Here is a 12135-nt window from a genome sequence, read left to right on the forward strand (position 1 = left end):
TCCGGTCAGTTCGTCTTCGGGGCAGACGCCGGCACCGGCTCCGGCGCCGACGCGGGCAGCGAGGGAGGCACTACCGGGGCCGGCGGCGCCGTATCGGTCAATGGCCGCGGCACCCCCGTCGGGCTGGTCTCGCCGAGGCGGAGCTGCGGCAACACTGGCGATTCATTGAGTTGGAGGATCGTGCTTTGGGGCGGCTGTGCATTCATCTGCTGCCCGCGGATGAAGTCATAGCGGTCCAGCGAGATCCTGTTGCTCGCCGCTTGGTCACGCATCACGACCGGTCGCAAAAACACCATCAAGTTGGAGCGCTTGCGGGTGCGGTTCTCGCTGCGGAACAGTGCGCCGATGTACGGGATGTCGCCGAGTAGCGGAACTTTGGAGCGATTGATCGAATAGTTGTCCTCGATCAGCCCACCCAGCACGATGATCTGCCCGTCGTCGACCGTGATGGTCGATTCGATCGACCGCTTGTTGGTGGTCGGTCCGGCATTGTCGGTGCCGGTCGCGACGGCGCCGGCCACGGACGAGGACTCCTGATAGATCGTCATGCGCACGGTGCCGTTCTCGCCGATCTGCGGCTTGATCTTCAGCGTCGTGCCGACGTCCTTGCGCTCGATGGTCTGGAATGGACTTGTCGTGCTGGTGCCGGTGTTTGTGTACTGGCCAGTCACGAATGGGACGTTTTGTCCAACAACGATTCTGGCCTCCTCGTTGTCCAGCGTCACTAAATTCGGCGTCGACAGAATGTTGGTGTCGGCCTGAGTCTGAAGCGCCCGGGCAATGGCGGCCAACCCGAATCCATTGGTGCCGCCAAAGTTCCGAATCAGGCCGATGTTGCCCCCGGCGCCTAAGCCGGCAAGCGCTTCGATTGCGGAAGGCGCGCCCTGGTTGGCCAGGATGTTGTTGGAGGTGCCGAAATTCGTACCGGCGCCGCCGATGAACCGGCTTCCGGGATTGCTCAGCGCCTGCCACTGGATGCCGAAATCGATGCTCTGCTCCGGATTGACCTCGACGATCAACGACTCGATGTACACCTGCGCGCGCCTCGAATCCAACTGCTCGATGACGGCACGGAGCTGCTTGTAGAAGGGTTCGGGCGCGGTAATGATCAACGCATTGCTCGACGGATCGGCCTGCACGAAGCCGCCGGTCGACGGGCCGCCCGAGGATGCCAGCGGCGACGTCGTCTGGGTCGATGCACCGGTGTTGGCGCTGCTCGTGTTGGCGCTTGCCGAAGTCGGCGTGCCCAGCGTGCTGCTGCCGGTGCTGCTCGACGATCCGCCACCGCCCGAACCGCCATAGGCCGCCCGCAGCACCGTCGCCAGCTTCACCGCGTCGGCGTTCTTCAGATAGACGACCCAGACGTTGCCGGTCGCTCCGGCGGAAGGCACCGGCCGGTCGAGCTTGTCGATCAGCGCCCGGATCGAGGCCATGCGCGCCGGGTTCGGGGCGCGCACCAGCAGCGAGTTGCTGCGCGAATCGATCTGCAGCGACGACGCGGTGGTGCTGCCGGCCACGCCCGGCGCCGTCGGCGCGCCGCCGGGGCCGGTGCCGGTGCTGTCGGTCATGCGCTGCACCAGCGGCGCGATGTCGGCGGCCACGGCGTACTTCAGCGGGATCACTTCGACGTCGCCCGAGGCCGGGGTGTCCATCGCCGCGATGATCTTGCCGATGCGCTGCAGGTTGTCGGCGTAGTCGGTGATCACCAGCGTGTTGTTGCCGGGGTTCGCGTTGATCGTGTTGTTCGGGCTGATCAGCGGACGCAGCACCGGCACCAGGTTGTTGGCATTCTCGTGCTGCAGGCGGAAGACCTGCGTCAGCACCTGGTCGCCGCCGCGCGAGGTGCGCTCGCCGACCGAGACGGTGCCGGTCTGCAGCTTGGCATCGGCCTCGGGCACGATCTTGTACAGGCCACCGACCTCGACGACCGTGAAGCCCAGCCCGCGCAGTGCGGCCAGGAAGTTGACGTAGGCCTCGCGCGGGGTCAGCGCCGAATCGCTGTACAGCGTCATCGTGCCCTTGACGCGCGGGTCGACGACGAACGGCTGCTTCAGGATCGCCGACATCGCGCGCGCCACGCCCTCGATCTCGGCGTTGACGAAGTTCAGCGTCACGGTTTCGCCGCGCGTGTTGCGGGCCTTGCTGCTCTGCGCGAAGGCCATCGGCGCCGGCAGCAGCGAGGCCATCAGCACCGCCGCGGCGATCGCGGCCGGCAGCACGCGGCTGGCAGGTTTCAGGGGGTCGCTTGGCTTCATGCTCATCCGATCGAAATGACGGAGCGGGCGCCGTCGCGCCGTCCGATGATGTTCAGCAGGTTCGACAACGCCGCTTCCTCGGCGGCGCCGGCCCGGGCCTCGCCGCGGAAGCGCACGCCGGCGGGGCCGACCGTGCCCGTGCCGCTCAGCTTGAGCGCGCCGTCCTGGGTCGTCAACGTCAACAGGGAGATGCCGGGGTTCGCGGCATCGCCGGCCAGGCTCATGCGGTAGCTGCCCAGCGATTCGAGCGTGCTCAAGCGCGACGACACGTCGACCAGTTCCAGTTCGGCGCGGCCGTCGACGAGCCAGCGGCCTTGCACGGACTCGAGTTTCAATCCGGGCGACACGAGGCGGGCAGTCCCGCCCAACTGCATCGTGTTGAACGGCGTGCCCAGGCCGCCCAGGAACGCGGTCGGCCACTGGCCGACCCAGCCGGACGGCGGCACCAGCGTGTAGGTGGTGCGCCCGAACCCGGGCTGCACGCGCAGTCCGACCGTGCCGTTCAGGCAGCAGGCCTGCTCGAGTCGAAGCGCCAGGCCGAGGCCGGCCGGGCGCAGTGTCCAGGCGAGGCGGCCGGGCAGGGAACTGGCATCGCGGCTGCCCTCACCGCCGGTCAGCACGACGACGGCGCTGCCGGTCCAGATCGTGCCGCGCGCGTCGGCGAGGATCAGGCGCTGCTGGCTCGCCGAGGCGACGGCGCCGGCCAGCCAGGCCGCCGGCGCGAACACGATGAGCGCCGCGAACAGACCCAGCACGGCGCCGGCGATGCCCCAGCGCAGGCCGGCGTTGCGCGACTTGTCCCAGGAGAGTTCGGCAAAGGTCGATTCCCCCCAGCCGGTCGCAGCGACGGTCGGCGCGAACAGGCCGCGCGTGCGCTTCTTCGCGCGCAGGCGAATCACGCGCCGCTCCCGAGCGCGACGGCGATCGTGCCGCTGTAGCCGCCCGGCCCGCGTTGCAACTGCGCTTCGAGCGGACGCGCGCGGGCCCCGCTGCGGGCCTCGTTGAGCCACGCTCGCAGCGCCTCCGGTGTCGCGTTCGTCAGGGTCAGCGTCGCGCGGTCCCCCTGCAGCAGCAGCTTGCCGCGGTCGCCGAGGCGGTCGGTCGCGGCGCGCAGTGCCTGCTGGGCCTGCGTCGGACCGACGCGCGGCGCGCCCCGCAGCGCGGTGCTTTCGGTGGCGACACGCTGCATCTGCTGGGCCTGGGCGTCGAGTCGGTCGAGCTGCGCCGGCGCCTCGCGTACGGTGCGCAACGCCGGCTGCACGAGCAGGCTCCAGATCAGGAACAGCGCGATCACCGCGCCGACGACCGCGACGGCCTGGCGCTCGCGCGGCGTGCGCGCCTGCCACCAGGTGCGCGATTGCTGACGCAGCGTCGCCAGGCCCGGGGAGGAGGCAACTACGGTGTTCACGAGGCAGCTCCGGGTCGCATCCGGCTCATCACCAGACGGCCTTCGGCGGTCTCGACGGCCCACCCGCCGGGCCGCAACAGGCTGCGGAACTGGGCGATCTGCTCGTCGGTCCAGCCGGTGGCCGAGAGCGTCAGGCGGCCGGGCTCGAAGCGGATCGTCTCGACCGGCGGACGATCCGCAGGCCACGCGCTGGCGGCGGCTTGCAGCATCGGCTCCAGATCTGTTTCGCCAGGCTTGCCGGCGAGCGTGCGCAGCGCCTGAGCCTCGCGCTGCATCACGGCCTCGGCATCGCGCTGGATGTCCTGCGGATTGGCATTGGGAAAAGCACTGCGGACGATGCCCTGCATCGCCTGCTGGCGGCTCTCGATCGCGCCGCGCTGGTGCCAGGCCCACAGGTTCAGACCGAGGATCTGCGCGACCACCAGCGTGGCCAGGCCCCAGCGCACCGGCCGCCAGGCCGGGCTGAAGAACTTGCGGGCCGAGTCGCGCAGCGCGCGCACGCCGCGGTTGCGGCGGGCGAGATCGAACTGGCGCAGGTTCCACAGGCTGCGCGCGGCCTGCAGCAGGCGCTGGCCGGGGGCCATCACGCGCACCGGGCCGCCGAGCCACTGTTCGGCTGCCGCGACGGCGCCGGGCGTGGCGCTCCAGCGGGTGTCGGCCGGTGCGGGTTGCGGCACCAGGGCCCGGGCCAGTCCGCCCTGCAGGCGCACGCTGGCCACGCCGTCGGCGTGCGCCCAGTGCAGCGCGATGCCGTGCGGCGCGCCGTTCGGGCCCACATCGGTTTCGGCGAAGTGCCCGATCGGCGGTTCGTCGGGCCAGGCCATCGGCACGACGCGGTCGACGAACACCTCGGCCTTCTCGAGCGCGGCCAGTTCGCCGCGCAGCCAGCGCCGGGACACGGCAGCGACCCAGGTCGGTGCCCCAGCAACGGCGTTGGGTGCGAGCGCGAGGTGCACGTCTTCCGCATCCTCGAGCAGGGCGTCTTCGAGCACGCCGCCGAGCGCGGCCCGCAGGCGGGCGGCCGGGGCTTTCGGCAGCGTGATGCGGTGCCAGCTCACATCGGTGTCGGCCAGCACCGCGACGACCGAGGTGGCCTTGGGCAACAATGAAGCGGCGCAGTGGCCCTGCGTCTCGAGCACCAGCCCGTCGGGGCTTGTCACGTAGACATAGTCTGTCGCGGTGTCGCTGTTCTCGGGCGCGACGGCGCCGACGCTGCTGCGCAGGCGCGAACGCGACGGGATCTGGACAACGAGGGTCGACATGGTGTGACGGCAGCGGGTTACGCGCGCATTGTAGGCACGCGTGGTTTACAAATTGAAGTGAATCAACGACTTAGAGCTCGTTGTTGTAGCGTGCTGGCAGCAGGCGCGCCGGGGCTCATGTGCCGACCTGCTCGAGGCTGGCGATGCGCTCGCGCAGCAGGACGCTGATCTGGCCGTTCGGCAAGCGGTGGACCAGCGAGCGCTCGACCAGCACCCGGTCGATGAGGCGCAGCCGGCCCCGCACCTCGAAAAAGCCTGAACTCAAGACGTCGACCCGGCCCTTGATCTCGGCCAGCCCGGCCGCGTCGCTGAAGCTCTTCAGGGTCTTGAACGGGGCCCGTTGGCGCATCTGCACCACCCGCTCGGCGCTTGCCAGATCCATCTCCTCGATCGCGGCGGCGAGCACCTCCTTCGACGCGGTGTTCACATTGACCTTGGTCGGGGCGGGCAGCAGCACGACATAGCCCTGCAGCGTCTGAACCGCGGTGGCGTCGATGCCGAACCAGCGCAGCTGCGCGACGCTTTGCGGCAACAGCGGTGCGGCGCCGGTCGACGCCATCCGGGCGTCGAGCAGCCCGTTCGCGATGCGGTCGGCGATGCCGGCGTCGAGACCGATGTTTAGGCACAGGCGCTTCAGCGTCTGCAGTTCCGGCGGATCGATCTTCTGCGGCGACTGCGCGTCGCCGGGCACGATCAGGTTGTAGAGGTTGTAGCGCGCTTGGGCGTCGGTGATCGTGCCCGATAGAAACGCCTCGGGTCCGTCGTCGGCGTTGGACTTGTCGATCGCGAGAAAGGTCGACAGCCGCGATTCGGCCAGGGGCGTCGCCCACGGTTCGGTCAGGGCGGTCGGCTTGCCGCTCTTCTGGTCCTCCCGCAGGATGAGGCGTGCGAAGTCAAGCGCGCCGGACAGGATCCACGCCGCCTGCGCCCGGGCGCGCTCGGCCGACTCGACCTGCACCGCGCGCCACTGCTGCCAGACCATCGCCGTGGCCAGCGTCGCGACCAGCGTGACGATGATCATCGCGGTGAGCAGCGCGGCACCGCGCTGGCGACGCGTTGGCGGGCGCGAAGGGCGGCGATTCGCAGCGCTCATGACGTTCACGGCGTCAGCAGCGTGTCGCGCGTCAGGTCGCCGCTCAGCCCGCTGCCGGGCGCGAAGCTGAGGACGATCCGCACCCCATCCGGCGGCTTGATGCGCGGCGCCGGCGTGCCGGTGGTGGTGCCGCCGACGGTTCCGACGTTGCCGGTGGACTGGCAGTTGGCCCAGCCGTTGCCCTGGTAGAAATACACCTGCCAGCCGAGAAGTCCGGTGAGCGTCTTCAGCGAGCCGACCTCCGTGCCTTGCAGCTGCAGGCTGCGCAGCCAGCTGTCCTGCAACTCGCCGGTGGTCGTGACCGACGGCCCGGCCCAGCGCACCCAGGCGCCGCCGCCGTTTTCGTCGGGCCGGAAGCTCCACGCGACGATCTGCAAGCCATCGGGCGTGCGGCGCACGATCCGTACCGAAGCCCCGTCGCAGGCGACCGTGTAGGGCACGGTCAGGCTTTCCTGCATCGACGCCAGGTCCTGTTCCCACTGCGCCATCACGGTGTTCAGCCGCAGCGTCTGTTCGAGCCGCGCCTGGCTGGCGTCGCGGGTGCGGACGATGCCGTCGACACCCTGCCAGGCCATCACCGCCATGATCGCCATCACGACCATCGCCACCAGGACTTCGACAAGCGTGAAGCCCTGGAGTCGCCGGCCGGCTGCGGGGGTGCTCATTTGCGCAGCACCGTCGTCAGGTTCAGGATCGCCTGGCCGTTGGCGTCGGCGACCAGCGCATCGACGTTGACGAACAGCGGGTTCGGCGTCGGTCGCACCGACAGCCGGCCCTGGTAGGTCACGCCGAGCTCGACGCAACTGAAGTCGGAGTCGCCGATCGGTGGCGTCAGCTTGCTCAGGCGCAGGCCGGTGAGCTGGTTGTCGGCGCACCACTGGGCGGCGCTGGTGTCGGCCAGGCGCTGGGTGTTGCCGGTCAGCGCGCCAGCCGCCTTGATGCCGGCGCCGAGGGTGATCGCGACGATTGCCAGCGCGACCATCACTTCGATCAGCGTGAAGCCGCGGTCGCGCCAGCGGATCATGACCGACCCGCCACGGGCGTGCTGTTGTCCACCACGACGAACGGGCCGAGGCCGTCGGTGGCCAGGGTCAGGGCCTGGTCGTCCAGCCGCAGCACGATGCGCTGCGCGCCGATCAGCGGTTCGGGGCCGAGCAGCACCGCGCGTGCGCCCATGACCTCGGCGCGGACGCCCGGCACGAGCCAGTTCGAGGGAAGTTGCGAGGACGGCGGGAAGCCGACGAAGCGGAAGCCCTCCGCACCTTCCTGCGCAGGCCGAGGTTCCCAGCTGGCCGTCAGGCCGGACGCTCGGGCCTCGGTCCGCGCCGACTCCAGCAAGGCGACCAGCCGGGCGCCTTCGTGTTCGAGCCGGGTCGACGCGGGGTCGCGCAGCGCGAGGCTGGCCACCGCGCTGGCGATCGCGATCAGGGCGACCACGACCATCAGCTCGATCAGCGTGAAGCCGCCGCCGCGCCGCGCGGCGCGGCGCGGGATCGTCGAACGTTCGTGTTCGACGAGCGGGTTCATCACTGCCAGGAACCGATGTCGGCGTTCTTCGCTTCGCCGCCGATCACGCCGTCGGCGCCGAAGCTGTAGACGTCGATCTCGCCCTTCAGGCCCGGGTTCGCATATTGGTAGGCGTGGCCCCAGGGGTCGTTCGGCAGCTTGTCGAGATACGGCTTCCAGTTCGGAGGGATCGCGCCGGCGGTCGGCTTCGCGACCAGCGCGTTCAGGCCTTGCTCGGCGCTCGGGTAGCGTTGGTTGTCGAGCTTGTAGAGCTTGAGGGCCTGCATCAGGTTGTTCACGTCGGTGCGGGCGGCGGTGACACGCGCATCGTCGGCGCGTTCGAGCACGTTGGGCACGATCAGCGCGGCGAGCACGCCGATGATGACCAGCACGACCATCAGCTCGATCAGCGTGAAGCCGCGCGGTCGGCGGCCGGCGAGTGCACGGGCGCGGCGCCGGGTGCCGAGGTGGAGAACCAACGTCATGGCAATTTCCTGCCGGCAGCGAGGCCGGTGTTTGAAGTCGGTTGAATCATAATCGTGCATGCTCGCCCGTCTGTCAGCGTTCGTGATATGGGCTCTGGTCGCCGCCACCGCGGTGTTCTGGGGCTTGCGCCTGTTCGTCCGCGCGCCGGTGGCGCCGGCCTACGCCGTGCCAGTCGGCGACACCGCGGCGGTGCGCGGCGACCTGACCCGCCTGCTCGGCAGCGCGCCGGTCGCGGCGCCCGCGGCTGTGGCAACGCCCCAGGCCGCGAGCCGCTTCAAGCTGCTCGGCATCGTCGCGCCGAAATACGCGTCGACCACCGCTTCGTCCTCGACGCACGGCGTCGCGCTGATCGCGGTCGACGGCAAGATGGCCAAGGCGTATCCGGTGGGCGCGCGGGTGGACAACGACCTGGTGCTGCAGTCGGTCAGCCTGCGCACCGTGTCGATCGGCCCGACCCAGGGCGCACCCACCATCACGCTCGAGCTGCCGCCGCTGGCGGCCGCCGCCACGGGCACGCTGCCGATCAACATCGGGGGTGGTGCTGGCGCGCCGCTGGCGCCGTCCGCGCCGGTGCCGCAGTATGTGCCGCCCGCGCCGCCGCTGGCCGTGCCGCCGCCGCCGCAGGCGCCGCCCGTCAACCGGCCCGAGTCGAACGCGCCGACGCAGTGAGCGGGTGACCGGCGCTCTCAGAGCGTCGTCGCCGGCAGGTCCGTGGTGGTGATCGAGCCGGGGTGGGTCGGGCCGGGTTCTTCGCCTTCGGCCACTTCGGTCAGCAGCGCCGCAGCGCTGCGCACCAGCGGCCAGGCCAGCGTGGCCCCCGTGCCATCGGTGCTCTCCATGCCGAGTTCGAGCAGCGCGGAGGCGTGGAACAGCGCCAGCGCCTGGTCCAGCCCCTCGTGACTGTGGCTGCGGCAGTAGATGCAGTAGTCGGTGACGGCCGGCGCGATGCGCGCCGCGACCATCAGCGCCGCACAGGCCGGCATGCCGTCAACGACGATCAGGTGCCGCTTGCTGCCGGCGACCAGCATCACGCCGACCATCATCGCCATCTCGAACCCGCCGAAAGCGGCGAGCACTTCCACGGGGTCGCTGACGTCGCGATGCCGGGCCTGGGCCGTCTGCAGCACGGCGAGCAGGTGGGACAGGTGGGCCTCCTCCATGTCGGGGCCCTCGATCAGCAAATCGCTGAGGTTGGCGCCGGACAGGCGCGACAGCACCAGCGCCGCGCTTGCGTGCGAGCCGACGCCGATGCCGGCGCACACAACGACGTTGCCGACCAGCGAATCGGCGATTTCCATGCCCGCCCGGATGGCTGCATGGGCCTGGTCGAGCGACATCGCGGCGGTAACGCGCGCGTTGCGGGTCCCGTGGGCGATCTTGCGGGCGAGCAGCCGGGCGTGCGGATTCACCGATTCGGCGATGCCGCAGTCGACGACCGAGAGTTCGAGGCCCTGGATGCGGGCGAAGACCGCCACCGGCAGTTGCGAAGTCAGCAGCTGGTGCGCGAGCAGCGCCGTCGACTGGCCGCCGGCAGCGCTCAGGCCCTCGACGGCCAGGCCGTGGTCGGACGCGAAGATCGCCAATTGCGGCGTGCGAAAGCGCGGCTTCAGCGTGTTCTGGATCAGGCCGAGCCGCACCGCGAGTGCTTCCAATTCGCCGAGGCTGCCGGTGGTCTCGGCGCGCCGCGCGAGCTTCTGGCGCAGAGCCTGCTCGAGCAGCGGGTTCGACGTGGCAGAGATCAGCGAGCGATTGACCGACATGGGTGCGTGTTCGAGAAGTCTCAACGACGCCGGGATTGTGAGGCCCGCACCGCGCCGCGGCAACGAGCCCGCGCCGGCCTCAGCGCAGAAACAACCGATAGACCGGGTTGTCGGTCTCGTCCTCGCACGGGTACGCCAGGGTTTCGAGGAAGGCCTTGAACGCCTTTTTGTCGGCCCGCGGCACCTGGATGCCGACGAGGATGCGCCCGTAATCCGCGCCCTGGTTGCGGTAGTGGAACAGCGTGATGTTCCAGCCCGGATGCATGCTCGACAGGAAGCGCATCAGCGCACCCGGGCGCTCCGGGAACACGAAGCGGTAAAGGCGTTCGTCCTGCGCCAGGCTGCTGCGACCCCCGACCATGTGGCGCACGTGTTCCTTGGCCAATTCGTCGCCGGTCAGGTCCAGCGTGTCGAAGCCGTGGCGCTTGAACTGCTTGGCGAGCGTGGTCGACTCGGCACGCTTGGTCGTCGCGAGGCCGACGAACACATGGGCCTGCTTCGCATCGGAGATGCGGTAGTTGAACTCGGTCACCGCACGCGGGCCCAGCAACTCGCAGAAGCGCCTGAAGCTGCCGCGCTCCTCGGGAATCGTCACCGCGAACAGCGCCTCGCGCTCCTCGCCGACTTCCGCGCGTTCGGCGACGAAACGCAGGCGGTCGAAGTTCATGTTGGCGCCGCAGGTGATCGCGACGAAGGTCTTGCCCTTGCACTTGTGCGTCTCGACGTACTGCTTGATCGCCGCGACGCCCAGGGCACCCGACGGTTCGAGGATGCTGCGCGTGTCCTGGAACACGTCCTTGATCGCGGCGCAGGCGGCGTCGGTGTCGACGACCACGTACTCGTCGACGAGCTCGCGCGCGAGGCGGAAGGTCTCCTGGCCGACCAGCTTGACGGCCGTGCCATCGGCGAACAGGCCCACGTCGTGCAGCTGCACGCGCTTGCCCGACTTGACCGAGCGCAGCATCGCGTCGGAATCGTGGGTCTGCACGCCGATCACCTTGATCTCGGGACGCACCGACTTGATGTACGCCGCCACGCCGGAGATCAGGCCGCCGCCGCCGATCGCGACGAAGATCGCGTCGATCGGCGCCTGGTGCTGGCGCAGGATTTCCATCGCGATCGTGCCCTGGCCGGCGATCACGTCGGGGTCGTCGAATGGGTGGACGAAGGTCAGGCCGCGCTTGGCTTCGAGCTCGAGGGCGTGCAGGTAAGCGTCGGAATAGCTCTCGCCGAACAGCACGACCTCGCCGCCATGGGAGCGCACCGCGTCGACCTTGACCTGCGGCGTCGTCACCGGCATCACGATCAGCGCCTTGCAGCCCAGGCGCTTGGCGGCCAGCGCCACGCCCTGGGCGTGGTTGCCGGCCGACGCGCAGATCACGCCGCGCTTGAGCCGCGCCGGCGCCAGGTGGGCCATCTTGTTGTACGCGCCTCGCAACTTGAAGCTGAAAACCGGCTGCGTGTCCTCGCGCTTCAGCAACACCTGGTTGGCCAGCCGTGCCGAAAGGTTGCGGGCCGGCTCGAGCGCCGTCTCGATGGCCACGTCGTAGACCCGAGCGGTCAGGATCTTCTGGAGGTAGTCGGCGAGCGTGAGCGGGGTGTTCGACTTCGCGACGGGCGCGGCGGTCTTGGTCTTCGGGGCGGCCATGCGCGTTGTCTCCGGATCAGGCTTTTGCGGCGCTGCATCATACGGGCAGAAAAAAGCCCAAGGCATTGCTGCCTTGGGCTGAATCCACCAATGGAGGAGGTGGAGGAGACAAACGTTCGGGTGAGAGCCGATCGGCATCGATCACCGCATGCGGACGAGTGTAGAACGTTTTTTGCTGCGCTGCAATAAATCAGGGGAATGCATTTAGAGCAGGCGCTCCACCCGCGTCGCCGGCGTGTGCACAATCGATGCGAGGGTTCCGCAATCGGTGCCGGACCGGGAGGACAAGACGATGCAGTGCACGATCAACTGGATGCCAGCCAGCGGCATGGCGTTCTCGGCCGAAACGGGCAGTGGCCACCTGCTGATGATGGACGGTGCGCCCGATGGCGGCGGCCGAAACCTGGCGCCCCGTCCGATGGAGACCGTGCTCGCAGGCACCGGCGGTTGCACCGCCTACGACGTGGTGCTGATCCTGCACCGCGGCCGCCACGATGTGCGCGGCTGCCAGGTCGTCGTGACCTCGGAGCGCGCGCCGACCGATCCGAAGGTGTTCACGAAGATCCACCTGCACTTCGTGGTCACGGGGCCGGCGCTGGAGGAGGCCGTGGTCGAGCGGGCGGTGAAGATGTCGCACGAGAAGTACTGCTCGGCGACCATCATGCTGGAGAAGACGGCCGAGATCACGACCAGCTTCGAGATCCGGGCAGCCTGAGG

General features: G+C 69.4%; 13 protein-coding genes. 2 read left to right on the top strand and 11 right to left on the bottom strand.

Going from position 1 to position 12135, the window contains the following annotated elements:
* Nucleotides 1–5: 5 nt before the first annotated feature.
* The 9 genes from gspD to gspG form a co-directional block, all read right to left on the bottom strand.
* Nucleotides 6–2261, bottom strand: a complete 2256-nt coding sequence (gene gspD / locus ACWH49_RS14625; protein WP_448172111.1) for a type II secretion system secretin GspD — start codon at nt 2259–2261, stop codon at nt 6–8.
* A complete protein-coding gene (gspN, locus tag ACWH49_RS14630) occupies nt 2258–3154 on the bottom strand; it encodes a type II secretion system protein N (RefSeq protein WP_448172112.1) in 897 nt (298 codons plus the stop codon). The genes gspD and gspN overlap by 4 nt, the downstream gene beginning before the upstream one ends.
* Nucleotides 3151–3663, bottom strand: a complete 513-nt coding sequence (gene gspM / locus ACWH49_RS14635) for a type II secretion system protein GspM (RefSeq protein ID WP_448172113.1) — start codon at nt 3661–3663, stop codon at nt 3151–3153. Before gspM ends, gspN begins: the two co-directional genes overlap by 4 nt.
* Nucleotides 3660–4925: a type II secretion system protein GspL gene (gspL, locus tag ACWH49_RS14640; protein ID WP_448172114.1), complete on the bottom strand. Its 1266-nt coding sequence runs from the start codon at nt 4923–4925 to the stop codon at nt 3660–3662. Before gspL ends, gspM begins: the two co-directional genes overlap by 4 nt.
* Nucleotides 4926–5040: 115 nt before the next feature.
* Nucleotides 5041–6018, bottom strand: a complete 978-nt coding sequence (gspK, locus tag ACWH49_RS14645; protein ID WP_448172115.1) for a type II secretion system minor pseudopilin GspK — start codon at nt 6016–6018, stop codon at nt 5041–5043.
* A gap of 5 nt (nt 6019–6023) precedes the next feature.
* Complete coding sequence (locus ACWH49_RS14650; protein ID WP_448172116.1) at nt 6024–6683, bottom strand: prepilin-type N-terminal cleavage/methylation domain-containing protein; 660 nt, start codon at nt 6681–6683, stop codon at nt 6024–6026.
* Nucleotides 6680–7042, bottom strand: a complete 363-nt coding sequence (gene gspI / locus ACWH49_RS14655) for a type II secretion system minor pseudopilin GspI (protein WP_056461112.1) — start codon at nt 7040–7042, stop codon at nt 6680–6682. Before gspI ends, ACWH49_RS14650 begins: the two co-directional genes overlap by 4 nt.
* Complete coding sequence (locus ACWH49_RS14660) at nt 7039–7545, bottom strand: pilus assembly FimT family protein (RefSeq protein ID WP_448172117.1); 507 nt, start codon at nt 7543–7545, stop codon at nt 7039–7041. Before ACWH49_RS14660 ends, gspI begins: the two co-directional genes overlap by 4 nt.
* Nucleotides 7545–8009 (bottom strand): type II secretion system major pseudopilin GspG, encoded by a 465-nt coding sequence (gene gspG, locus ACWH49_RS14665; RefSeq protein WP_448172118.1) that lies wholly within the window; start codon nt 8007–8009, stop codon nt 7545–7547. Before gspG ends, ACWH49_RS14660 begins: the two co-directional genes overlap by 1 nt.
* 58 nt (nt 8010–8067) lie before the next feature.
* Between gspG and ACWH49_RS14670 the strand changes: the two genes are divergently transcribed.
* The gene (locus ACWH49_RS14670; RefSeq protein WP_448172119.1) at nt 8068–8679 is read left to right on the top strand and encodes a type II secretion system protein N; all 612 of its coding nucleotides are present in this window, start codon (nt 8068–8070) and stop codon (nt 8677–8679) included.
* Nucleotides 8680–8696: 17 nt separating this feature from the next.
* On the opposite strand, the gene ACWH49_RS14675 is transcribed toward ACWH49_RS14670, so the two are convergent.
* Together ACWH49_RS14675 and ilvA are read right to left on the bottom strand one after the other, a co-directional pair.
* The gene (locus tag ACWH49_RS14675; protein ID WP_448172120.1) at nt 8697–9770 is read right to left on the bottom strand and encodes a nicotinate-nucleotide--dimethylbenzimidazole phosphoribosyltransferase; all 1074 of its coding nucleotides are present in this window, start codon (nt 9768–9770) and stop codon (nt 8697–8699) included.
* A gap of 79 nt (nt 9771–9849) precedes the next feature.
* Nucleotides 9850–11418 carry a threonine ammonia-lyase, biosynthetic gene (gene ilvA, locus ACWH49_RS14680; protein ID WP_448172121.1) on the bottom strand — a complete coding sequence of 523 codons (1569 nt, stop codon included), beginning with the start codon at nt 11416–11418 and terminating at the stop codon, nt 9850–9852.
* 292 nt (nt 11419–11710) lie between these two features.
* On the opposite strand from ilvA, the gene ACWH49_RS14685 reads away from it, so the two are divergent.
* Nucleotides 11711–12133, top strand: coding sequence for an OsmC family protein (locus ACWH49_RS14685; protein WP_448172122.1), 423 nt, complete (start codon nt 11711–11713; stop codon nt 12131–12133).
* Nucleotides 12134–12135: the final 2 nt, after the last annotated feature.

The organism is Rhizobacter fulvus (assembly GCF_964020785.1).

Bases quoted from the DNA above. Each gene is read 5' to 3' on its own strand.
- gspD (WP_448172111.1), bottom strand. From the start codon at position 2,261: ATGAGCATGAAGCCAAGCGACCCCCTGAAACCTGCCAGCCGCGTGCTG.
- gspL (WP_448172114.1), bottom strand. From the start codon at position 4,925: ATGTCGACCCTCGTTGTCCAGATCCCGTCGCGTTCGCGCCTGCGCAGC.
- gspK (WP_448172115.1), bottom strand. From the start codon at position 6,018: ATGAGCGCTGCGAATCGCCGCCCTTCGCGCCCGCCAACGCGTCGCCAG.
- ACWH49_RS14650 (WP_448172116.1), bottom strand. From the start codon at position 6,683: ATGAGCACCCCCGCAGCCGGCCGGCGACTCCAGGGCTTCACGCTTGTC.
- gspI (WP_056461112.1), bottom strand. From the start codon at position 7,042: ATGATCCGCTGGCGCGACCGCGGCTTCACGCTGATCGAAGTGATGGTC.
- ACWH49_RS14660 (WP_448172117.1), bottom strand. From the start codon at position 7,545: ATGAACCCGCTCGTCGAACACGAACGTTCGACGATCCCGCGCCGCGCC.
- gspG (WP_448172118.1), bottom strand. From the start codon at position 8,009: ATGACGTTGGTTCTCCACCTCGGCACCCGGCGCCGCGCCCGTGCACTC.
- ACWH49_RS14670 (WP_448172119.1), top strand. From the start codon at position 8,068: ATGCTCGCCCGTCTGTCAGCGTTCGTGATATGGGCTCTGGTCGCCGCC.
- ACWH49_RS14675 (WP_448172120.1), bottom strand. From the start codon at position 9,770: ATGTCGGTCAATCGCTCGCTGATCTCTGCCACGTCGAACCCGCTGCTC.
- ilvA (WP_448172121.1), bottom strand. From the start codon at position 11,418: ATGGCCGCCCCGAAGACCAAGACCGCCGCGCCCGTCGCGAAGTCGAAC.
- ACWH49_RS14685 (WP_448172122.1), top strand. From the start codon at position 11,711: ATGCAGTGCACGATCAACTGGATGCCAGCCAGCGGCATGGCGTTCTCG.